Consider the following 22288-nt stretch of genomic DNA (forward strand, 5'->3'; position numbering starts at 1 on the left):
GTCGTGCTTATAGGTATGCCTAATAGCGGCGCTTATCGTATGATTCACTTTGAATCAAAATGAATCAGGAGGCTCTATGGCTCACGGTGAAACCAAGGTCCTGACGGCGCACGTGCCGTTACCCCTGGCAGAAAAGGTCGATCAAATGGCCGCGCGCCTGGAGCGCTCCCGCGGCTGGATCATGAAGCAGGCCCTGTCAGCCTGGATCGATCAGGAAGAGGAACGCAGCAGGCTCACGCGCGAAGCACTGGCCGATGTGGACGCCGGCAACGTGATCGACCATCAGGCGGTACAGGCCTGGGCGGATAGCCTGTCCACAGAGAACCCGCTGCCGGTGCCGCGCTGATGGATCTGAAGTGGACGAGTAAGGCGTTGGCGGATCTGTCGCGGCTGTATGACTTTCTGGCGCCCGTAAACAAGCCTGCGGCCGTTCGTGCGGTCCAGACACTGACCAGCGCACCGACGACGCTCCTGGCCAATCCGCGCATTGGTGAACGTCTGGATGAGTTCGAATCGCGTGAAGTGCGCCGCATCTTGGTTGGACACTATGAGATGCGCTACGAAATCCAGGACGGAACCATCTTCATCTTGCGGCTGTGGCACACCCGCGAGGACCGCTGAAGGCGGTTGGAGTTTGACGTTCCCTGCGTCGCTTAAAAACAAGCAGCACTACGCTGCCCACATCTTCCGAGCAAACATCCCCACTAGCACCAGGCACACCGCCACCCTCCCAAAACGCCGATTCCAGAGAACTGGTACTTCCTGTCTTTTTCACACTCCAACTCGGCGACGGCAATGATGTCTCTATCGGATCGATGCTCGGCACGCCCACGAGGGTGCGTGCTGCGCAGTTGCTGGACTTGGACATGCCCGTATATCTCTAACCAGACAAACATTGAGCAGTAGCAACGGCAGTGCTCGACGCAACTCCTGCTCCGTGCCTGATCAAAGCAAAGCCCCCGAAATCGGGGGCTTGTCGGCCGGTTTTTTAAAACGTTCCCGCACACTTTGATTCGGTCAGGCCCAAGTTTGAGGCCGGCGCGCAATGATGCCTGGTGGCCATTGCGGGATGTGCTACGAAATACCCGCAAGGACCGCTGACGGCGACATTTTGCCTAGAGGCTGGCCGCAAGAAAGCATCGCGTTCCGCATCCTTGTCCCGCTTGTTGCGGTGGGAGGAATCATCCAGCTCGATGACGGCTACTACCGTGAAATCCTTCCGGCAAATCACGAAATCCGCCGTTTTCTGGCTGATGCGCCGGAAAAGATGCAGGTTCTGAAGATTGTTGCCCCCCTTGGCCTGCACCAATTGCGAGAACGAGACCTGAGCCAGCACCACGAGATCTGGCGAGAACGCCTCAACCAAACGCCAGTACATCGGCTGCTCGTTGATCGTCAGTACGCTCTTGGGGTGCAGCCTCGAGGGGATGGCCGCCCTCGCCTGCTTTTCTTCCCAGTAAACACGGCCAGCACGATAGCCAGGAAAATCAAAAACCCAAGGAACGACGTCATGCTCATGCCTTTGTTTTGTGACAGTCACACAGGAATCAGAGGCAGCCATCAATCCGTCCATGGTTCACATCACGCGTATTGCGGCCGTATTCATCGCCTCCACCCAGCGAATGCGAACGAATAGCCTGTTCGATGGCTTGTTTGCACTCAACTCGTGACTTCGAATTGCCAATCTCCGCGACTTGAGGTTTACGCATTGCCTCCTCACGCTCCAGCGCTTTTTGGGCCTGTACATGATGCTGAAGCGACACCGTGCCGCCTGTGGTGTCTGCAACGGTCAATTCCTTCACCTGCTCCAAGCCATCCGGGCAAGGGCCAGACTGATAGCTGATGAGGCCATTGGTGGAGCGGCACTTGCTGATACCGGCGCCCTTGGCACCAAGCCCTTGTCGATCAAGTGTTAGCTGACGATCACCGGCACGATCTTCGGGCGCAACAGGCACCAGGTTTTCTTTCACTTGCTGGTTCTGTCGCTCCCAGGCCGCCAGATCGTCAATCCTGTTGCCGTATTGATCCACGAAGACAGGCTTCGGCACCTTTTGCTCGACCAGAATCACTTTGGGCTCAGGCATTTTGTGCCACGGAAGCGCGATGACCACCTGCCCCCCGTGTTCCACAGGAATCACGATCGGCCCGCCAAATACGAAGAGGCCAAGCGCCCCGAAGAACACCACCATCCCGCCAATGAGAAAAATTCGCATAACATTTCCTGAAAGCTTATGCCGGGTAAATTATCAGGATCACGGATGTATGCAAAGTGTGTCGTCGGCCAGCGGAAGGGAAGTGATGGATTTAACCTCACCAAACTAACAGTGGCTGCCCGCATGTGCCGGGCCAACCGGCCACTCAGTCCAAACCAAGCAGGTCGCGCGCCTCACGCCTTGTGGGCAACCAGCAGGGCCGTATCCACCGTGAAGCTGCCATCCGCTTCGATGGCGAAATGGTCGGCCACTTCGCTGGCGGCCATGCCTTGCAGGGAGCGGATGGCTGCCTCATGTGCGGCGGCGGTCTGCATGCGCTCGATCCAGGACTGGAACTCCAGGCGCAGGCGAAATGGCACAATCTGGTCGACGACAAAGCCTGCCTCATTCAACTCGTAACGCCATGTTTTCACCGATGCATCGCGCACGTGGGATGGGTCGCGCAGCAACTCCAGGCTTTGCAACCAGGTGTCCAGCAATGGTTGCCCTGGCGAAACCACGTCCATGAACAAACCGAGGCCTCCGGGCTTGAGGGCGCGGTGCATCTGCTTCAATCCGGCAGGCAGATCACGCCAGTGGTGTGCGCTGTAGCGCGTGGCGACTACGTCGAATACCTCGTCCGCGCACGGCAACGCTTCGGCTGTGCCCTGTTTGGTCACGATGTTGTCGAGCCCACGGCGTTGCGCTTCCGCGGCCACGGTTTCCAGCATGCGCGCGGACAAGTCATACGCAACCACCTGGGCTACTGTCGGGGCCAGGCGAAACGAAACATGGCCACCCCCACAGCCCATGTCGAGGACAACCGCATCCGGACGGATGCCGACTCGTTCAGCCATCAAGGCCAGGTCCTCGCCGCTGGCGTGGACCGCGCTGGTGAGGTATGCGTTTGCCCTGGGATCGTACTGGTGGACGACGACGGCGTCATGGCGCTGCTGGCTCATTGGAGGCTCCGGAGAACATGGATGGGAAACCCATTCTTTCGTCGATTCACTACCGGTACAAGACGGGTGGTTATCCTAGTATCTGATGTACCACCAAGAATGATTGCGGGTGAGCGGCAAGCTTGTTCGAGGCGATCGTGGTGATTGGCCTCATGACGCGTTACCCAGGCAGGGCGCGTCGCTGCCGCCCTATCATGCTCAGTCATGCACCAACGTTTGAGTGGGAGCGTACTGCAACAGCAGGTGCACGGAGGCGATTGCCATTACCCCGCCCAGCCCGCTGTCCGACAGCACGGCACGCATTCCAGGCTCAACGTGTGCAATGCCGTCCAAGGGCACGATCAAGAGGCGGCGCCTTCGGCGACGACGGGGCCGAGGTGATTATTCTTGCGGTGGGTACGATGAACCGTGATGCATGAGCACCGACGAAAAAGCCACCGGACGATTGCCCGGTGGCTTGCTATTTCGCGCCAATTGCCCGCTCAGAAACGGCAAGCAATTTGGCTACGGCTTGTTGGCAAAACCCATCAGAACGAAACGTAGTGTAGCGATGCCAGCCGCTTTCGCACGATATCGCAGGACGGGCTCTGCCACCAATACCTCGCTTATTGCAGCACGACCTGGTAGATCGCGGTCGTGCCGCTGACTTCATTGCCCACGATCAGCATCGGCTTGCCGTTGGGCGACTTGGATGCCGGCACGAATATCAGCCCTTCCGGCCCAAGGTCGCCGGCGGCCGGGGTGGCGGGATCGGCAGCGGTGAAATCGCGGGTGTTCAAGTAGCTCACGTAAAACGGTGCCTTGGGATTGGTGATGTCGTAGATCATCACACCACCCACGCGCTCCAGGCCGATGAAGGCAAACGTCTTGGTGCCGATGCGGCCCAAGGTCACGCCTTCCGGTTCGGGGCCCTTGTTGTCGCTGCGGTCGTCGAAGGCCGCTTTCTCATGGTCGGAGTTGAAAAAGGTGGGGTTCAGCTCGGCGAGCTTGGTTTCCAGTTGATCGCCGGAATCCCACACCTGCACACCGTTTTCGTCCCAGATCGAGATCGAGCGGCCACCAAAGCTGTACAGCGCGTCGTAGACCAGTTTGCCTGCGCCGTTCAGCTTGGGCGTGCCGTCCGCATTGGTCTGGTAGCCCATGGTCCAGGTGACATTCAACCGTCCAAGCTGTTCGTCCTTGGTGCAGTTGCCCGGGTTGGTGGCCGTGGCGCCGCAGTAGCCGAAAATGGCGGGGTTGAGCGTACCGCCGACAGCCAGGGCGCGCAGTTGCGGCGGCAGGTCGTCGTTCTTGCGGCGATCGAACCCATCCTTGTGCACCAGGTGCTTGACGCGGAACTCCTCGACAAAGCCCTTGCTGGCATCGCCAGCGAAATAGGCGGTTTCGTCGCTGAACCAGGCGCGGCTATCGCCTTCGTTGGCGGTGACGAGGTAGGTCTTGCCGTCGACCGCGTAGGCGGCGATGGCGTCCGGCAGGTACAGGCCGCGCAGGCCGGGCCAGGTGCGGATGTCGATCTTGCCATCGGCATCGCTCACGTCCAGCCCGTTGCCGGCCAGACCGTGATCCTTGAAGCCCAGCGGCAGGATGTCGATGACCTTGGCCTGGGCGATATCGACCTTGGCCAGCGCGTTGTTCTCCTGCAATGTCACCCAGGCTGTGGTGCTATCTGCCGAAACGGCGATGTACTCGGGTTCCAGATCCTGCGATGCCTTGGCGTTGGGGCCATAGATGCGCACACCCTTGGCGCGCAGTTCGGCCTCTTTGCCGTCCCAGGCGGTGAAATCAGCGGTGCGCACCACGGGATGGGCGATATCGCGTACGTCGATCACGCTGATCGAGCCGGGAGGGTCGATCTGGTAATCCGGGCTCGGCTCGGCTTCGTTGGCGACCAGGACGGTCTTGCCATCCGGCGTGAAGGTGATCATGTCCGGCAGCGCGCCGATCTGTACATGGCTGAGCGGCGCCAGGTCGGCCGCGCGATAGAAGGCGGCGTAACCCGGCGCGGTCTTGTCCGGCGCCTGGATCGCCACGGCGACGATGCCATCGTGCAGCGACACGCTGTTGATCTCGGCTCCCGCCAGGATGGCTTGCGCGCTCAGTTCGCCGATATGTACCGGCTGCGCCGGGTCGGTCAGGTCGAGCACGTCGATGACGCCCTTCTTGGCGTTCACGATGAAGCCCCGCTTGCTGGCCGGGTCGAATGCCGGGATTTCGGCGGCACTTTGCGCGAATACACCGGTGCTGAAGCGGCCCAGCAGCTCAAGCGAAATCGAGTCGGGCGTGACTTCCGGCACGGGCGTCGGTGCGGGCGTCGGAGCAGGCGCGGGCGTCGGGGTCGGCGTGGCGGGATTGCTGTCGTCCGTGGCACAGGCGGCAAGCACGCCCGCCAGGGCAAGGGCACTCCCTGCGGCGATCCAGGTCTTCATCGTTATTGTCCTTGTGGGTGGGGTCGCAAAGGGCCGCAGCATAGGAACAAAGCGATTACGATTTGATTTCCAGTGTGTGACGTGGCGATGAATGCACGCCAAAAATCCTGATACTGCTGCATTTTTTCCGCCCTATCTGCCCGGCATACCGCAGGTCCCCCGCCCTCTTCCGCTCGTGCGCCGTGTGTTGACGCGCTTTCATGAAAGCCCTTTCATTACGTCACGAGCGCCAGGTGGATGTACTCCCTGCGCGCCCAAAACAGCCCGGATGGAGCGACAAAAATGAAGATGCGATGGAGAGTGTGGCTCGTCAGTCTGCTGACGAGCCTGTTCTGGCTGGTTTCGGCCCACGCGGCCGATTTCAGCAATGGAGTGAGCGTGGCCGGCAATGTGGCCACGATCTGGTTCAAATCGAATGTATCCACCACCTGGGTGGATATCCACTATGCGGTGAACGGTGGCGCCAAGCAGAACATGCGCATGGGCTACAGCGCCGGCAACGCGCGCTACGAGCAACAGGTCAATGTAGCCACCGGCACCCGGCTGGATTACTTGTTCACCTACAACAACGGTACGCCGGCCTATGATTCGCCGGCCTTCAGCCATACAGTCGGCGCAGCCAACCCGACACCGACGCCGACCACTGCGCCCACGCCCACACCGGCCGGTACGTCCGGTTGTCTGGCCTGGGCCGAAGGCAATACCTATGCCGCAGGCACCGTGGTCAGCTATAACGGCGCCACCTATACCGCCCTGGTAACGCATACCGCCTATGTCGGTACCAACTGGAACCCCGCTGCGACACCCACCTTGTGGCGCCCAGGAGGCAACTGCGGTTCGCAACCGACCCCGACGCCGACACCGGTGGTCACCCCTACCCCGACCGCCACCCCGACACCTGTGACGCCGACGCCGGCTGGCGCGGCGGTACCCGGTCGCATCCAGGCCGAAGCCTGGACCGCAATGAGCGGCGTGCAGACCGAAACCACCACCGATAGCGGCGGCGGCCTGAATGTCGGCTGGATCGAAACCAACGACTGGATGGACTATCGCGTCAACGTGGCCACTGCACGCAGCTATACGCTGCAACTGCGCGTCGCCAGCCCCAACAGCGGCGCGACGCTGCAATTGCGCAACGCGGCGGGCGCAGTGCTGGCCAGCGTTTCGGTGCCCAATACCGGCGGCTGGCAGAACTGGGCCACTGTACAGGCCACGGTCACCCTGCCCGCCGGAAACCAGGTGCTGCGTATCCATGCCAGCAATGGCGGCTTCAACCTGAACTGGCTGGAGTTCGTCACCGGCAGCGTCACCCCCACGCCGACACCGGTCACGCCGACTCCCACGCCGGCCAACCCCGATCTGCCGGTGGGCAATGGTGCAATGACCATCAAGCTGGAAAACGCCACCCGGGGTACTTACGGTGATCAGCAGGTGTACTGGGCCATCATCGGCTACCACCCGGTCACCAAGGTGTTGTCGTACGTGAACCGCAGCGGGCAACTGGTGCCTGCCAATCTGGCGGACAACGATGCGGCCGGCCGCCTGACCAAGGGTGGGCAGAACTATGCCAATTACTTCTCCACCCTGAGCCAGGCCAACTGGGTATCGATCCCGCAGATCGATTCCGGGCGGCTGTTCGTCAGCGTGGGCTCACCGATGTACATCAAGATCAATATGGCCGCCGACGGCCGCCTGGGCTTTGCCGGGCCGGACCTGGGCAACCCGACCGACCCCAACCAGGACGTGTACTTCGAATGGGTGGAGTTCACCGTGGACCAGTACGGCTATCACGGCAATTCCACGCGGGTGGACCAGTTCGGCTTCCCGATCCGCACGCGCCTGATCGGCCTGGATGGCTATGACCGTACCCTGGGCGAGACCGAAACGCGCGAAGCGCTGTTCAGCGCGTTCGAGCGCGACGTGCCGGCGGAATTCAAATCGCTGGTGAAGCGGCCGTACCGCATCGTCGCGCCGGGCAAGGGTGGCTTTGGTCACGGCGGCGCCAACAGCAGCTACTACACCAACTATGTGAACCAGGTCTGGAGCTATTACGCCAGTAACGATCTGGTGTTCACCGCCGAGGCTGGCACCTTCCGTGGGCGGGTGATCGGTAACGACTTCGTGTTCTCGAAGAATGGTGGCCCGCAGAACCTGTACATCCGGGGCAAACCGGTGACGCAGGACATCATGGAAGGCTCAGGCAACCTGGCCGCGGGCAATGCCGAGGAGAAAGTAGTGCAGGCGCAGATCACCGCCGCCTTCAATCGTCATCTATTGCTGACGGTGGACCCGGGCAACTGGAGCAATGCGTCGTACTACTACCTGCAAGGCCCGGCCAACTATTTTTCCAAGTTCTGGCACGATCACAGCATCGACGGGTTGTCGTACGGCTTTTGCTATGACGACGTACGCGGGCACAGCAGCCTGCTGGAACACCCCTCGCCCAAGGGGTTGATCGTCACCGTGGGCTGGTAAGCGCATTGCGCCCATGAAAAAGGCGGCAGAATCATCTGCCGCCTTTTTTTGCGAGCGCTAGAGCGCCGTGTTGGCTTCGAACACACCCGAGCTTTCGCCCCACGGATGGTAGCCGATGCCGATCCGCGTAAACCCGTAGCGTTCGTAGTAGCCCACGTGATCGGAACACAGGTAGAGCGAGTTGAAGCCCATCGCCGCACTGTCGTGCCTGGCCTGCTCGATCAACAGCCGCCCCAGCGCCCGGCCGCGCTGCGCCGGCTCGATATAGAGCGCGCACAGCCAGGGCCACAGGTCGCCGCAACTGATGAAGTCGTTGGTGATCAGGCCGGCACAGCCGACGATCTCCCCTTCGTCTTCCAGCAGATACCACACCGGTAACGGGTTGCTGGCCACCACGCTGCGACGGATGCTGTCGTCGTAGACGGGCTTGCTGGCCTCGGATGCCCATTTGCTCTGGAAATACTGGATCGCCCGTTCGGTGTATTCGGGCTGCTTCCGTATGTTGATGACCTTCATTCGATGCGTTTTCTCCGCATAAGGGGTGATGACAGATGGTTGGGTCCCGGTCAGTTGAGAATAAACATGTCACTGCCTCCTCGAATCGAGCGCGCATTGTAGTGGGCCGGGCAATTGCGCCGCCATGGCGCGGATATGCTTCTGTTGCGCTTTGTCCTACGCGCGATTGGGGAAAACGCCGATGCGCCTTGCTGCGCCGCACCAATACATTGGAATGGTCACCCACCAGGAGCAACGCCATGGCCGATCTCGATCCGCTCGCCCCGCGCGAAACGCCGCAGCACGACCCCCGTGAAGCCGAGGACACCGTCGCCTACGACAGCGTGGACGATGCGCACGATGTGGATTGGTTCACGCTGCAAGTCTGGGAGTAACGCATCCAGATGCAAAAGAAAGCCCCGCTTGATGCGGGGCTTTCTTTTGTTGTGACGGTGACGTCCCCTATTGTATTGCCCTACCCGGGATCGTCCCGCAAGGTGGCCAGCCGGGATCGATGCCACAGGCATGCCGAAGTGATGGCGCAGCCCACGGACAACACGGCGAAAATAAACACCTGCGCCCATCCACGCTGGCGGCGCGGGTTCATGGCTTCGGGCCCTGGCTTCCCGGGATCAGCCCCGCCTCTCGCATCACCTGCTGTTCGTCGTCGTGCGAGATATAGAACGCCACCCGGGGCCCGACACCGGCATCGAACAGGAAGTAGGTGATGAAGAACTCGAAATCGCGAAGCTGGCCGGGCGGGTTTTCGAAGGTCATCCGCCAGAGCACCTTGGCCATGGTGTAGCGCGGGTCCAGCGGCGTTTCGATCACCTCCAGCACTTTGGCGGCGCGAAAGCCGATCTGGCTGAAGAAAGCCTCGCGTTGCGGAATGGCATCGCGAAAAACCTGATCATTGGGGATGGCCGCGACGCCGTTGGGATCGGCGCCCATGAAGACATCGGTGAACTGCCCGCAGACGAGATCGGGATCGAAGGTGTTCGCACCTTCTTCGTAGCGCGCGAAAAACTGCCTGACCTTGCTCATGGAAGCATCTCCGGCACCCACGTCAACGATGGGGGCTTCTTATCACCAGCGTGCCCGCCATCTTGTCGTGCCAGCCTTGTTTGCGTGCATCGAAGGCCACCCAGATCAGGCCAAGACATAGCGGAATGGTGGAAACGAAATAGCCGAGGTAACGCACCGCGTATTGTCCTCCCGTCGGCACGCCACCGGTGCGCGCATCGACGATCCGCGCCGAGATCGCGCGCTTGCCCGGCGTGGCCTGCCATTTCAGCCAGAACGCCACCACCACCACCGCCGGCAGCACCCAGGAAATCAGAAAGTCGGCCGGCCCGGCAACGATGTCCTCGACCTCGAAATACTCGCGCCCATAGATGGCCAGGCTCAGCGGCAAGGTGATGAGCATCAGCAACAGCGTGTCGATCAGCGTGGCGCCGACGCGGGGCCAGAAGCCGACGTACTCGTATTCGGGATTCGCCTGTTCCATGGGGTACTCCGTCATGCGGGACTCTGGCGGTTATACACGCGCCCTTACCTACCGACAATCAACCTCAGCAATTCATCAAGAATTCGTAAGAATGAATGGATACGCAAAATTGCTGGCCACCGTTTTCAGATATCGGCGAGGTGGCCGGTGATTCCCCCGGTCGCTAACAATAGACGGCGCGTGGCAAGCAAGGCACTGCGCGATGCAGCCAACGCGTTGTATCAACAGGGCCTAGCCGCGTTGCCGCAGCGCGGGAAGTACATGGTCGCGCAACAGCGGCGCCAGTGTGACATCGGGCTGCGCTGGGTCGATCCACGCCAGCGCCTCGATCTCGGCGGCCAGGCGCGGTGGCGCGTCGAGGACGCCGGTATAGACGGTGGCATTGACGGTACGCCCTGGCTCGTTCGCCGCCTGGGCACTGAAGCGGCCCAGCTCGCGCAATGTGCCGGCCTGAACGCCGCAGCCGAGTTCTTCCCGCAACTCGCGCAGCAGCCCCGCCAACGGCGCTTCGCCCGATTCCGGCTTGCCGCCCGGCAGCATGAAATGCGCCGTGCCGCGCTTGCGCACGGTCAGCAGGCGGCCTTGATGCAAGGTGACGAGGGTAACGACTTCGATCGGGAGCATGGCGCTGGATACTGGCGAAATGCCGATTATGGCCCGGATGCCTGTGGAAAGCGGTTACTTGTCGCCTTCCTCCTGCTGTGTTGCCCGTCGCGTTGGTATTTAGCCCCACCGCGATGTCAGCCTGGCAACCTAGGATGAGGGCTGGACCACGCCGAGGAAACAGCATGAGCAAGACACCGCCGCCCGAACAGTCTTCCGACACACCAGCGCCCCCTGCGGACCGCGCCCGCCTCTACGATGCGGAACGCCAGTCGGGCGAGCTGGATTACCCCGATACGCCACAAGAGGCGCACCATCAACAGGAACTCGACCGCCTGCGCGGACAGCATCGCAAGTAACGCGTTCGCCCCAAAGGGCCGGCACCCGGATGGTGTCGGCCTTTTTTTCATGGCACCGGGGGTCAGCGCTCCGCATTCCAGTGCAGCGGCGCATCGTAATACGGGCGTTGCAGATGATTGGCCAGTTGGCCAGGTAGCGGATCGTAGTCGCCGTCGTCGGTGTCCCAGTTTTCCGGGGCCAGCCATTCGGACGTATCGGCACGCAGGCGTTCGTCGTAATCGAGTTCGTAGGGGTAGGCCATGGTTCGCTCCTTCCACAGTGTCGCGGATACGGCACCACGATACGATCCGCGCTGTGGTGCGGCAGTCGGCGCGCCGCGCGCGTTGCGGTAGGTGGGCCGCAGGCATTCGCCGTAGAATTTGCGGCCTTGCCTTGTAGGAACGCACGCCATGAATGACAGACAACTGGTTGCCGCCGCTGCGATCAATCTTTTCATTGCCGTCGGCGCCGGCGCGTTCGGCGCCCATGCGCTGAAAACGATGCTGAGCGCGCCGATGCTCGCCATCTGGCAAACCGCCGTGACCTACCAGATGGTGCATGCGCTGGGCCTGTTTGCCATTGCGCTGCTGCTGCCACGCTTTCCCGGACACCTGCTGGCCTGGGCCGGCGGGCTGATGCTGGCGGGTATCGTCCTGTTCAGTGGCAGCCTGTATGCGCTGGCCTTGAGTGGCGTACGCGTGCTGGGCGCGATCACCCCCTTGGGCGGCACGGCATTTCTGCTGGCATGGGCACTGGTGGCGTGGCGCGCCCTATCGCGTTAAAAAGCTATGGGTTTGATGGGAACAATCAATTTTCGATATTGGATGAGAATCGCTATCATCTGCTCATCGAATAACGGTTACATCAAAGGGAGCCCATCATGGTCAAGGCATGCGAAGTCAGCAGCGGCGTCGTCCTGCACCTGGTGGGCTTCGGCGTCACTTACGCCATGACCGGCAGCCTGGCAGCCGGTGGCGTGGTGGCGGTGGTGGAGCCGCTCTGCATGAGCGTGGCGCATCACTTCCACGATAAGGTGTGGCACGGCTTCAAGGCGCGCAGGCTCGCACGGGTCGTGGCGGCCTAGGACAAAAACCGGGGCATGGCCCCGGTTTTTCTTTGCCCTGCCCGCTCAGCCGCCCACCTGTTTGGTGCGGATCGCCAGCAGCGCCTGATTGCGCAGGGTCTTGAGCAGGTTGAGTTCGTTGTGCGAGAGCTTCAGGCTGCCGGCTTCGCGCATGTCGCCATAGAAGCAGCCGATCACCCGCTGATCCAGCTTGAGCGGGAACACGATGAAAGTGCACGACGGCACCAGCCGGCGATACCACTCGGGCACGCGGTCGTGGATGCTTTCGGCGTTGATGTCCTCGATCAGGATATCGGCGTTGCGTGCCATCGCCACCTGGAACACATCCACCACCGGCCCGACATCGATCTGGAACCCACCCACCAGCGCACCGATGCCTTCGCCGAAGCCGAAACGGCCCTGGATCACCGGCCGTTTGGTGTCGCGGGTGGCAAAGATCACGCGCTCGAAGCCGATGGCGCGGTACATCGTTTCCAGGATCATCCGCAGCAGATCGTTCAGTTTGAAGTCGCCCACCAGCGTGTTGGTGATGTCCTGCACGCCGGCCGCCAGCACCTCGGCCGGTTGCGCCTGCTCGGTGGCTTCGAATGGCGCGTCCAGTGTTGCGCGATCCAGCATGTCCTCGAAGGCTTCCGGCCCGCCGGCCGTCAATGGGCTGGCGTGGGCGCGGCGCAACTGGCGCATGAATTCGCTGCCGCTGTGGTTCACCCCGATCACGCTCAGATAGGAAATGAAATGGTCGGCGGTTTCTCGCATCAGCTCGTCGATATCGCGCGAGGAGATGCCCAGTGGCCGGCCGTAGCGTTCGACCAGCGCCGCCTGCATGCGCGGCGCCTCGCGGGCGCTGCTGCCCACCAGTTGCTGCATGTCCGCGCCCAGGTTGGTGTACTGGCGCAGCCGCTCCAGGTTATTTTGCGGCTCGCGCAATGGCCCCGGTGGCAGTGGGCGCATGCTGTTGACGATCCGTTCCGGAAAACTCCAGTGCTGCGCCACGCCGATGCCAAGGTCGCTGTAGCCCAGCCCCAGCACCTGCTTCGCGGCGACCTCGACCGTCATGCCACCCTCCACCCGCTTGCCGATCTCCACGCTTTCCTCATGGAAGTAGTACAGCGTCAGCAGTTGCCCCAGGTGGTGGAACATGCCGCAGATCAGCGCCTCTTCGGCATCGCGGGTACCGATGCGCTTGCCGATGCCCCGGCACAGCAGGCCGGAGAAAAAGGCGCGCAGCACGCTTTCGCGCAACGTCACCGCCTGCGCCTTGTTGTGCATGTGCTCGAACAGCAGCAGCGTGATCGCCAGGTTGCGGATGGCGTCGAACCCCAGGATCACGATGGCGCGGGAAACGGTGCTGATGGTGCCGCCGAACTGGCTGTAGGTGGCCGAGTTGACGATGCGCAACAGCTTGTTGGTCAGCGAAAAGTCCTTGAGGATCACCTCGGACAGCACTTGCAGCCGCTCGGCATCGTCGCCGCTGATCTTGTTGATCGCGCTGATCGCCTGCGACAGCGCGGGAAAATCCGCCGTGTGCCGCATGCGGCGCAGCAGGAACTCCACCGTACTGCTGCCAGTGGCGGATTCGCCCTCGGCGCGCTCGTCGTGGTGACCCTGCCACGTGCGCAGCGCGTCGAACATGGCATCGGCGTCGGTGTAACGCTCCCGGGGCTCCTTGAACAGCGACACCATCACCAGATGATCGAGCTTTTCGTCGATATCCGCCTTGAAACGCGAGGGCGGCGTGAAGGGGTTGTTCAGGATGTGATACAGGATGGCGATGGTGGAATCGCCTTCGGCGGCGGTGCGCCCGGTGAGCATTTCATAGAGCGTCATCCCCACGCCGAACAGGTCCGCCTGCGCTTCGGCGGGCAGGCTCTTGAGCATTTCGGGCGCCATATAGCTGGCGGTACCGGATAGATCGACCTTGGCGCCGCGTAGCGCGGCAATGCCGAAATCCATGATGCGGGGCCGCCCGGCGCCATCGACCATCACGTTCTGCGGTTTGATGTCGCGATGGATCACGCCCTGGCCGTGGGCGCAGATCAGGCCCTGCAGGATGCCGCTGGCCAGCTCCACCGCGCGGGTGGGTGGCAGCGGGCCTTCCCGTTTCAGCAGCGCGCCCAGGGTTTCGCCTTCCACGTACTCGAACACCAGCCAGGACTGGCCCTGCGCCTCGAAGGCATCGAACAGCGTGACGATGTTGGGGTGCTGCAACCGGCTGGCCAGGCGCGCCTCTTCCATGCCGGCCGCGCGCCCCTGGCGCAGTGCTTTCAGCGCCACCTGACGACCGAGCTTGGCATCCCTGGCCAGGTAGACTTTTCCCTGGGCTCCGTCTCCAAGGGTACGAACGATTTCAAAGCGTTTTTGTAGTGTTTCAGCCATGGCCCCTCCCGCTGACCATGATAGCTGTACCGAGAGGAAAGGCGCTGGGCGAAAGCCGGTTCATGACAGGAAACTTCGGACGCGCGGTCGACCTTCCCATTGCCCGTATCTGTTGCTCAGGCTGGATTTGCCGGCACGTCAAGCCGGAGAAAGACGCACATCAAAGCAAGCACTCGAACAATCAAATCTGTCTTTTTGAGAAAGATACCAAGACAGCCGCCGCGCACAAAAAAGAGGGCGCCGCAGCGCCCTCTTCCTCACCTTCGAATCGCTCAGGCGCGACGCCACCCTGTGCCCTGCGCACCGTCTTCCAGCACCACGCCTGCCGCAGTCAGTTCGTCGCGGATGCGGTCGGATTCGGCCCAGTTCTTGTCGGCACGGGCCGCTTTACGCGCGGCGATGGCGGCTTCGATGCGCTCCGCCGTCCATTCGCCCTCGCCCGCCGCGCCTTGCAGGAAAGCCTGCGGCTCGCGCTCCAGCAGGCCCAGCACAGCGGCCAGTGCCTTCAGCTCGCCAGCCAGTGCCGCCGATTGCTGGCGGTGGGCTTCGTGCGCCAGTTCGAACAGCACCGCCACCGCTTCGGTGGTATTGAAATCATCGTCCATCGCCGCCTTGAAGCGCACGGCGTACGGGCTTTGCCAATCCAGCGCCACGGGTGCGGCCGGAACGGCCTTCAGCGCGGTATACAGCCGGGTGAGCGCGTTGCGCGCGTCGTCCAGATGCACATCGCTGTAGTTGAGCGGGCTGCGGTAGTGCGCGCGCAGGATAAAAAAGCGTACCACTTCGGCGTCGTATTTCTTCAGTACCTCGCGGATGGTGAAGAAGTTGCCCAGGCTTTTGGACATCTTCTCGTTGTCCACGCGGATAAAGCCGTTGTGCATCCAGTAGTTGACATAGCGCTGGCCACTGGCGCCCTCGCTCTGCGCGATCTCATTCTCGTGGTGCGGGAACTGCAGGTCGGCACCGCCGCCGTGGATGTCGAAATGCGCGCCCAGGTGGTGGCAGCTCATGGCCGAGCACTCGATGTGCCAACCCGGCCGGCCGGCACCCCACGGCGAGGCCCACTTGGCGTCGGCCGGTTCGTCGGGCTTGGCGGCCTTCCACAGCACGAAATCCAGCGGGTATTGCTTGTTGGGGTCGACGTCGACGCGCTCGCCGGCGCGCAGATCCTCCAACGATTTGCCGGACAACTTGCCGTAGCCGTCGAACTTGCGCACCGCGTAGTACACGTCGCCGTTCGGCGCGCTGTAGGCCAGGCCGTTTTCGATCAGCCGGGCGATCATCTCGTGCATGGCGCCGACGAACTCGGTTGCGCGCGGCTCGTGATCCGGGCGCTGGACGCCCAGTGCCGCGGCATCCTCGTTCATCGCGTCGATGAAGCGCTGGGTCAGCGCGTTGATCGATTCGCCGTTTTCCAGCGCGCGCTTGATGATCTTGTCGTCGATGTCGGTGATGTTGCGCACGTAATCCACCGCGTAGCCGGACGCGCGCAGCCAGCGCGCCACCATATCGAACACCACCATGACGCGCGCATGCCCCAGGTGACAGTAGTCGTAGACGGTCATGCCGCAGACATACATGTTCACCTTGCCCGGTTCGATGGGCTGGAAGACTTCCTTTTCGCGCGAGAGCGTGTTGTACAGATTGAGCATGGCGGGGGTATGCGGAACGGAAAAGCGGCCATTCTAGCAGGCGGAGCGCGGGCGTCGCCGCCCGCCACGCATGCCGGTCAGATATGTTGATCTGTCGAAGGCTTTTCCCACAGATTGATGCCGCTTTCCACCGCGTAGCGGTCGATCTCCGCCAGTTCCTCGGCGGTGAACGCCAGGTTGGCCAGCGCGCCGACGTTCTCGCGAATCTGTTCCGGCGTGCTGGCGCCGATCAGCGTGGTGGTCACCGCCGGATGGCGCAGCACCCAGGCCAGCGCCATCTGCGCCAGGCTTTGCCCGCGCCGCTGGGCGATCTGGTTCAGCGCACGCACCCGCGCGATGTTTTCATCGCTGAGATGGCTGGCCTGCAACGAGCCGCCACCCGGCTGGTTGACGCGTGCGCTGGCGGGAATGCCGTTCAGGTACTTGTCCGATAACAGCCCTTGCGCCAGCGCGGTGAAGGTGATGCAGCCGATGCCGGCGTCGGCCAGTGTGCCCAGCAGTTCCTGCTCGATCCAGCGGTTGAGCATGTTGTACGACGGCTGATGGATCAGCAGCGGCACCTTCCATTGCGCCAGCAGCGCGGCCATCTCGCGGGTCTTGCCTGGCGAGTACGACGAGATGCCGACGTACAGCGCCTTGCCCTGTTGCACCGCGCTGGCCAGGGCGCTGGCGGTTTCCTCCAGGGGGGAATCCACGTCGAAACGGTGCGAATAGAAGATATCGACGTAATCCAGCCCCATGCGTTGCAGGCTCTGGTCCAGGCTGGCGAGCACGTACTTGCGGCTGCCGCCGCCCTGGCCGTAGGGGCCGGGCCACATGTCCCAGCCGGCCTTGGTCGAGATGATCAGCTCATCGCGATACGGCTTGAAATCCTGGCGGAACAACTGGCCGAAATTGGCCTCTGCCGCGCCATAGGGCGGGCCATAGTTGTTGGCGAGGTCGAAGTGGGTGATGCCCAGATCGAAGGCCGTGCGCAGCATGGCGCGCTGGCGATCGAGCGCCACGGCGTCGCCGAAGTTGTGCCACAACCCCAGCGACAGCAAGGGCAGTTGCAGGCCGCTGGCTCCGCAGCGGCGATAGGTCATGGTGGCGTAGCGGTCGGCGGCGGCTTGGTAGGTCATGGGCGGGGCTCCGGGTCAGCGATAAGGATCACGATAGCCTGCGCTGGATCGCCGTGCGCGCCCAGTCAGGGAACGGCCTATTGCGGGCATGAAAAAACCGGCGCAAGCGCCGGTTCGGTCCACTATCCGTGCGGAAGGCCGCTCAGGTCTTGGGCAATGTCACGCCGATCTGGCCCTGGTACTTGCCGCCCCGGTCGCGATAGCTGGTTTCGCAGATATCGTCCTCGTCGGCCTCGAAGAACAGTACCTGCGCCACGCCCTCGTTGGCGTAGATCTTGGCGGGCAACGGCGTGGTATTGGAGAACTCCAGCGTCACGTAGCCTTCCCATTCCGGCTCGAACGGGGTGACGTTGACGATGATGCCGCAGCGCGCATAGGTGGATTTGCCCAGACACACCGTCAGCACGTTGCGCGGGATGCGGAAATATTCCACGGTGCGCGCCAGCGCGAACGAGTTCGGCGGGATGATGCAAAAGCCCTTGCCCGACACATCGACGAAGCTGTTCGAATCGAAGTTCTTCGGATCGACGATGGTGCTGTTCAGGTTGGTGAATACCTTGAATTCGTCGGCGCAGCGGATGTCGTAGCCATAGCTCGACGTGCCGTAGGACACGATGCGCTGGCCGTTCACTTCTTTCACCTGGCCCGGCACGAAAGGCTCGATCATTCCGTTCTGCTCGGCCATGCGACGAATCCAGCGATCGCTCTTGATACTCATCGTTGTCACACCATCTTGGAAAATAGCTGCGTATTGTAACCATGACGGCGAAGCGCTTGTTGGCAAAGAACAACCCTGCGATTCCCGATCTTGCCCGGCCGATGGGCTTTGACCAGAATAAGCCCGTCGGGGCGTCTTCAAATATCACCGGAGATTTCATGTCCAGTATTCCCGCCCTCGCGCTGCCCACGACCAGCGGCGCGACGTTCGATCCGGCCACGCTCAAGGGCCAGGCCTACGTGTTGTACTTCTATCCCAAGGACAACACCCCCGGCTGCACCACCGAAGGCAACGATTTCCGCATCCATCACGATGCGTTCGCCGCCGCTGGCGTGAAGGTGTTCGGCGTCTCGCGCGATTCGGTGAAATCGCATGAGGGCTTCAAGACCAAGCAATGCTTTCCGTTCGAGCTGATCAGCGACCCCGAGGAGGCGCTGTGCGAGGCCATGGGCGTGATGAAGCTGAAGAACATGTACGGCAAGCAGGTGCGCGGCATCGAACGCAGTACGTTCGTGATCGACGGCCAGGGAGAGGTCGTCAGGGAATGGCGCGGGGTGAAGGTTCCCGGCCACGTGGAGGAAGTTCTCGCCTTCGTCCAGAGTCTGAAGCAGTAACCCAGGGCGGCCCGCAAGGCCGCCTTTTCGTTTGTCATCCAGCATCCATCACAACAAGGAAAAGCCATGGCCGCACGCAAATCCCGCCGCGCTCAGGAAACCAAGCTCTTCGTGCTGGACACCAACGTGCTGATGCACGATCCGACGTCCATCTTCCGCTTCGAGGAACACGATCTGTTCCTGCCGATGATGACGCTGGAGGAACTGGACAACAACAAGAAAGGCATGAGCGAAGTGGCGCGCAACGCGCGCCAGACCAGCCGCTTCATCGAAGAGCTGATCGCCGGTCGCGAGCAGAACCTGAATGAAGGCGTTTCGCTGGAGGATGCCAGCAAGGGCCAGGCTGGCGGGCACCTGTTCCTGCAAACCGAGGCCATCACCAGCGTATTGCCGTCGCAACTGCCGATGGGCAAGGCCGACAACCAGATCCTGGGCGTGGTGCATCATCTGCAACAGATGCAGCCCAAGCGGCAGGTGATCCTGGTTTCCAAGGACATCAACATGCGCATCAAGGCGCGTGCGATGGGCCTGGCGGCCGAGGACTACTTCAACGACAAGGTGCTGGAGGATACCGATCTTCTCTACACCGGCATGCGCGAGATCGAGCCCACCTTCTGGGATACCAACGGCAAGGATCTGCAAAGCTGGCAGGAGAACGGCCGCAGCTACTGGAAGATCAAGGGGCCGGACTGTCCCGACCTCTACACCAACCAGATGCTTTACCAGTCGGTCGATGGCTTCGCCGCGCGGGTGATCGCGGTGGAAGGCAAGCAGGCCACGCTGGAAAGCCTGAAGGACTACAGCCACGGCAAGAACGCCATCTGGGGCATCACCGCGCGCAATCGCGAGCAGAACTTCGCGCTCAACCTGCTGATGAACCCCGACATCGATTTCATTTCGCTGCTGGGCCAGGCCGGCACCGGCAAGACGCTGCTCACGCTGGCCGCAGGGCTGGCGCAGACGCTGGAATCCAAGATCTACACCGAGATCATCATGACCCGCGTCACCGTGCCGGTGGGCGAGGACATCGGCTTCCTGCCCGGCACCGAGGAGGAGAAGATGCAGCCGTGGATGGGCGCGCTGGAGGACAACCTGGACGTGCTCAACCAGACCGATGCCGAGGCTGGCGACTGGGGCCGTGCCGCCACCCGCGACCTGATCCGCTCGCGCATCAAGGTGAAGTCGCTCAACTTCATGCGCGGCCGCACCTTCCTCAACAAGTTCCTGATCATCGACGAGGCACAGAACCTGACGCCCAAGCAGATGAAAACGCTGATCACCCGCGCCGGCCCCGGCACCAAGGTGGTCTGCCTGGGCAACATCAGCCAGATCGATACGCCCTATCTCACCGAAGGCTCGTCCGGCCTGACGTTCGTGGTAGACCGTTTCAAGGGCTGGGGGCACTCCGGACACATCACATTGCAACGCGGCGAGCGCTCGCGCCTGGCGGATTACGCGGCGGAAACGCTGTAGGCTGGTCGCCACGAGCTCCCCTGCTTCCACCCCCATCAGCCGGCCGCAAGGCCGGCTTTTTCATGCCGCGGCGCGATGCAAAAAAAAGGCCCCTGCCCGAAGGCAGGGGTCAATTTTCAAGAGGTGTGATCGACTACATGTCGCCTCAGTTGCGGACCTTGGCCATTTCCTTGGCCAGTTCAGCATCCTTGGTATCGCCGTCGAGCGACCAGGCAAATACACCGCCCAGGCGCTTGCTCTTGACGTAATCCACCTTGACCGCGATGTCTTGCGGGGTGTCGTAGCTCCACCAGTTGTTACCGTCGTACTTCCAGGATTGCTTGGTGGTCGGATGGTAGTAGACCTTACCAGCCGCAGTCTTCAGCACCTTGTAATCCTCGTTACCGGCTTCGTACGTGCCCCTGGCTGCGCCAGTGGCCGCCTGGTACAGACCATCACCGTTCGGGCCCGGCTGCACGCCGGTCCAGCCACGGCCGTAGAACGGCAGGCCCACCACCAGCTTGTTGGCCGGCACGCCCTTGGCGAGCAGCGACTTCACGGCGGAATCGGTGTTGTAGTGCGTCGCCAGGCTAGCTTCGCCAGTCTTGGGATCGATGGCGTTGGGGTTTGTCGGATCCGGATACAGGTGCGCCTGGAAGTCCGTCGGGCCTTGCGCTGCCCAGGTGCCGTTGTAGTCGTACGACATGATGTTGATCCAGTCGAGGTGCTTGCTGTACTCGGCCGGTTCGGTCAGGTCGATCTTGTCCTTGCCGGCACCGATCGCCACCGTCAACAGCTTATGACCATCGTTCAGCGCATCCAGCTGCTTGCGGAACTCGGCCAGCAACAGCGTGAAGTTCTGCGTGTCGGCCGGGCTGACGATGTTGTACGGCTGGCCACCGTGCGAGCCGGGGAATTCCCAGTCGATGTCGATGCCGTCGAACACACCCTTGCCAGTGCCGGGGCCGCCGCGACCGTCGTAGGAAGCCAGATCACCCTTGATGAAGGTATCGACGCAGCTCTTCACCAGTTGCTTGCGCAGTGCATCGGTGGAAGCCGCCGCGGAGAACCACTTGGACCAGGTCCAGCCGCCCAGCGAGATGAACACCTTGATGTTGGGGTACTTGGCCTTCAGCGCCTTCAGTTCGGCGAAATTGCCGCGAATCGGCGAATCCCACTTGTACGGCTGGCTCGGATCGACCAGACGGGCCGGCACGCGGCCATAGTCGGACCAGGCGTCGCCACCCGTGCCGGCTTGCGGATGGGTCGGATCGGTGGCACCGGGCTCCAGCTTGTCGATGCCGGTTGCGCACTCGTAGCCACCGTTCTTCTGGTAGAGGTTACCGAAGGCGTAGTTGATGAAGGTGAGCTTGTCGGCGGCGCCGGACGATGCGATGTCGGCCACTTCATAACCACGGCCATACACGCCCCACTGGCTGAAGTAACCACCCACCTGGGCGCCTTCGACCGGTGCCGGTGTCGGGGTGGGGACCACCGGGGTCGGGGTCACAACGGGCGGGGTCGGGGTCACGACCGGAGTCGGGGTAGGTGTTACCACCGGAGTCGGGGTCGGCGTTACCACCGGGGTCGGCGTGGGGGTGACCACCGGGGTAGGCGTCACGACGGGGGTCGGAGTGGGCGTGACGACCGGGGTCGGGGTCACATCGCCCGAGCAGGCGCCCAGGTTTTCCCATACGCCCCATTGTCCGGTCTTGGTGGGGTCGTCACCCTGGGTCCACCACTTGGCCTTGTAGTTGGTGCCGGCATGCGTCACCAGGCTGCCGGTGTTGTAGACGGCCGTGGCATTCCAGGCGACATGGCAACCAGCGCCCGCCGGCGTGGGTGTGACGACAGGCGTCGGGGTAACAACGGGGGTCGGGGTCGGCGTAACGACGGGGGTCGGGGTCGGCGTAACGACGGGGGTCGGCGTGACCACCGGGGTCGGGGTCGGGCCGCTGGAATCGCCTACCAGCTTCCACAGCGTGGGCGAGCTGGCGGGGTTCCAGTTGGTGCCGACGTGCGCGGTATGCGTCACCAGTGCGCGATAGTCCTTGCCGCTGTAGCTGACCAGGGTGCCGGCAGCATAGGTGCTGCCTTCCTGCCATGCCGGATAGGCGGCAAAGGAATATGCGGCGGCCAGTGCGGCCGGAATGGCCAGTAATGTCATGTGATGTAAACGCGACATGTTTTAGAAATCCTCCATCCTCGTTAGTCTCTTTGTAGTTTCTGTCAAAAATAGACAGATAACACTTATGCCCCGATCTCGAGCCTC

The 22288-nt window shown here is 62.3% G+C and carries 23 protein-coding genes; 9 read left to right on the top strand and 14 right to left on the bottom strand.

All coding sequences use genetic code 11. From position 1 onward, the window contains the following. Positions 1–76 precede the first annotated feature (76 nt). Both FAZ21_RS05600 and FAZ21_RS05605 read left to right on the top strand, forming a co-directional pair. On the top strand, positions 77–346 hold the full coding sequence (locus tag FAZ21_RS05600; RefSeq protein ID WP_136772300.1) for a CopG family ribbon-helix-helix protein: 270 nt from the start codon (positions 77–79) through the stop codon (positions 344–346). Then, the gene (locus FAZ21_RS05605; protein WP_136772301.1) at positions 346–621 is read left to right on the top strand and encodes a type II toxin-antitoxin system RelE/ParE family toxin; all 276 of its coding nucleotides are present in this window, start codon (positions 346–348) and stop codon (positions 619–621) included. Before FAZ21_RS05600 ends, FAZ21_RS05605 begins: the two co-directional genes overlap by 1 nt. Before the next feature lie 367 nt (positions 622–988). Here FAZ21_RS05605 and FAZ21_RS05610 read toward each other — a convergent pair whose 3' ends face one another. The 4 genes from FAZ21_RS05610 to FAZ21_RS05625 all read right to left on the bottom strand — a co-directional run bounded on the left by FAZ21_RS05610 (position 989) and on the right by FAZ21_RS05625 (position 5580). Further along, positions 989–1561 carry a DUF2726 domain-containing protein gene (locus FAZ21_RS05610; RefSeq protein ID WP_169307269.1) on the bottom strand — a complete coding sequence of 191 codons (573 nt, stop codon included), beginning with the start codon at positions 1559–1561 and terminating at the stop codon, positions 989–991. Further along, complete coding sequence (locus tag FAZ21_RS05615; RefSeq protein ID WP_136772303.1) at positions 1548–2213, bottom strand: hypothetical protein; 666 nt, start codon at positions 2211–2213, stop codon at positions 1548–1550. Before FAZ21_RS05615 ends, FAZ21_RS05610 begins: the two co-directional genes overlap by 14 nt. A 173-nt stretch (positions 2214–2386) precedes the next feature. After that, entirely contained in the window at positions 2387–3154 is a 768-nt protein-coding gene (locus FAZ21_RS05620) for a class I SAM-dependent methyltransferase (RefSeq protein WP_136772304.1), read from the bottom strand. A gap of 605 nt (positions 3155–3759) precedes the next feature. Then, positions 3760–5580 carry a choice-of-anchor I family protein gene (locus tag FAZ21_RS05625; protein WP_136772305.1) on the bottom strand — a complete coding sequence of 607 codons (1821 nt, stop codon included), beginning with the start codon at positions 5578–5580 and terminating at the stop codon, positions 3760–3762. Positions 5581–5862: 282 nt separating this feature from the next. Here FAZ21_RS05625 and FAZ21_RS05630 point away from each other — a divergent pair, with 282 nt between their 5' ends. Next, positions 5863–8055 carry a beta-1,3-glucanase family protein gene (locus FAZ21_RS05630; RefSeq protein ID WP_136772306.1) on the top strand — a complete coding sequence of 731 codons (2193 nt, stop codon included), beginning with the start codon at positions 5863–5865 and terminating at the stop codon, positions 8053–8055. Between the two features lie 57 nt (positions 8056–8112). Here FAZ21_RS05630 and FAZ21_RS05635 read toward each other — a convergent pair whose 3' ends face one another. Next, the gene (locus FAZ21_RS05635; protein ID WP_136772307.1) at positions 8113–8571 is read right to left on the bottom strand and encodes a GNAT family N-acetyltransferase; all 459 of its coding nucleotides are present in this window, start codon (positions 8569–8571) and stop codon (positions 8113–8115) included. A 239-nt stretch (positions 8572–8810) separates the two neighbouring features. On the opposite strand from FAZ21_RS05635, the gene FAZ21_RS21020 reads away from it, so the two are divergent. After that, positions 8811–8945 (top strand): hypothetical protein, encoded by a 135-nt coding sequence (locus tag FAZ21_RS21020; RefSeq protein ID WP_281279737.1) that lies wholly within the window; start codon positions 8811–8813, stop codon positions 8943–8945. Between the two features lie 208 nt (positions 8946–9153). On the opposite strand, the gene FAZ21_RS05640 is transcribed toward FAZ21_RS21020, so the two are convergent. From FAZ21_RS05640 to FAZ21_RS05650, 3 genes are all read right to left on the bottom strand, one after another. Next, positions 9154–9594: a hypothetical protein gene (locus FAZ21_RS05640; protein ID WP_136772308.1), complete on the bottom strand. Its 441-nt coding sequence runs from the start codon at positions 9592–9594 to the stop codon at positions 9154–9156. A gap of 22 nt (positions 9595–9616) precedes the next feature. Continuing rightward, positions 9617–10057, bottom strand: a complete 441-nt coding sequence (locus FAZ21_RS05645) for an RDD family protein (protein ID WP_211243379.1) — start codon at positions 10055–10057, stop codon at positions 9617–9619. A gap of 231 nt (positions 10058–10288) precedes the next feature. Continuing rightward, complete coding sequence (locus FAZ21_RS05650) at positions 10289–10681, bottom strand: NUDIX hydrolase (protein WP_136772310.1); 393 nt, start codon at positions 10679–10681, stop codon at positions 10289–10291. Positions 10682–10845: 164 nt separating this feature from the next. On the opposite strand from FAZ21_RS05650, the gene FAZ21_RS20185 reads away from it, so the two are divergent. Continuing rightward, the gene (locus FAZ21_RS20185; protein ID WP_169307270.1) at positions 10846–11019 is read left to right on the top strand and encodes a hypothetical protein; all 174 of its coding nucleotides are present in this window, start codon (positions 10846–10848) and stop codon (positions 11017–11019) included. Positions 11020–11081: 62 nt separating this feature from the next. Here FAZ21_RS20185 and FAZ21_RS05655 read toward each other — a convergent pair whose 3' ends face one another. Beyond that, complete coding sequence (locus FAZ21_RS05655; protein WP_136772311.1) at positions 11082–11261, bottom strand: hypothetical protein; 180 nt, start codon at positions 11259–11261, stop codon at positions 11082–11084. A gap of 148 nt (positions 11262–11409) precedes the next feature. Between FAZ21_RS05655 and FAZ21_RS05660 the strand changes: the two genes are divergently transcribed. Further along, the gene (locus FAZ21_RS05660) at positions 11410–11781 is read left to right on the top strand and encodes a DUF423 domain-containing protein (RefSeq protein ID WP_136772312.1); all 372 of its coding nucleotides are present in this window, start codon (positions 11410–11412) and stop codon (positions 11779–11781) included. 98 nt (positions 11782–11879) lie between these two features. Beyond that, entirely contained in the window at positions 11880–12083 is a 204-nt protein-coding gene (locus FAZ21_RS05665; protein WP_136772313.1) for a DUF2061 domain-containing protein, read from the top strand. Between the two features lie 45 nt (positions 12084–12128). On the opposite strand, the gene FAZ21_RS05670 is transcribed toward FAZ21_RS05665, so the two are convergent. The 4 genes from FAZ21_RS05670 to dcd form a co-directional block, all read right to left on the bottom strand. Then, positions 12129–14459, bottom strand: a complete 2331-nt coding sequence (locus FAZ21_RS05670) for a serine/threonine protein kinase (RefSeq protein ID WP_136772314.1) — start codon at positions 14457–14459, stop codon at positions 12129–12131. A 272-nt stretch (positions 14460–14731) separates the two neighbouring features. Continuing rightward, positions 14732–16111, bottom strand: a complete 1380-nt coding sequence (gene cysS, locus FAZ21_RS05675) for a cysteine--tRNA ligase (RefSeq protein ID WP_136772315.1) — start codon at positions 16109–16111, stop codon at positions 14732–14734. 77 nt (positions 16112–16188) lie between these two features. Then, positions 16189–17232, bottom strand: a complete 1044-nt coding sequence (gene mgrA / locus FAZ21_RS05680; RefSeq protein ID WP_136772316.1) for an L-glyceraldehyde 3-phosphate reductase — start codon at positions 17230–17232, stop codon at positions 16189–16191. 142 nt (positions 17233–17374) lie between these two features. Next, positions 17375–17950, bottom strand: coding sequence for a dCTP deaminase (gene dcd, locus FAZ21_RS05685; RefSeq protein WP_136772317.1), 576 nt, complete (start codon positions 17948–17950; stop codon positions 17375–17377). Positions 17951–18108: 158 nt separating this feature from the next. On the opposite strand from dcd, the gene FAZ21_RS05690 reads away from it, so the two are divergent. Further along, entirely contained in the window at positions 18109–18564 is a 456-nt protein-coding gene (locus FAZ21_RS05690) for a peroxiredoxin (RefSeq protein ID WP_136772318.1), read from the top strand. Positions 18565–18630: 66 nt separating this feature from the next. Next, positions 18631–20037: a PhoH family protein gene (locus FAZ21_RS05695; protein WP_136772319.1), complete on the top strand. Its 1407-nt coding sequence runs from the start codon at positions 18631–18633 to the stop codon at positions 20035–20037. A 145-nt stretch (positions 20038–20182) separates the two neighbouring features. On the opposite strand, the gene FAZ21_RS05700 is transcribed toward FAZ21_RS05695, so the two are convergent. Continuing rightward, the gene (locus tag FAZ21_RS05700; RefSeq protein ID WP_373279524.1) at positions 20183–22201 is read right to left on the bottom strand and encodes a glycosyl hydrolase family 18 protein; all 2019 of its coding nucleotides are present in this window, start codon (positions 22199–22201) and stop codon (positions 20183–20185) included. Positions 22202–22288 lie beyond the last annotated feature (87 nt).

The sequence above is a fragment of the Chitiniphilus eburneus genome, assembly GCF_005048205.1.
Lineage (GTDB): Bacteria > Pseudomonadota > Gammaproteobacteria > Burkholderiales > Chitinibacteraceae > Chitiniphilus > Chitiniphilus eburneus.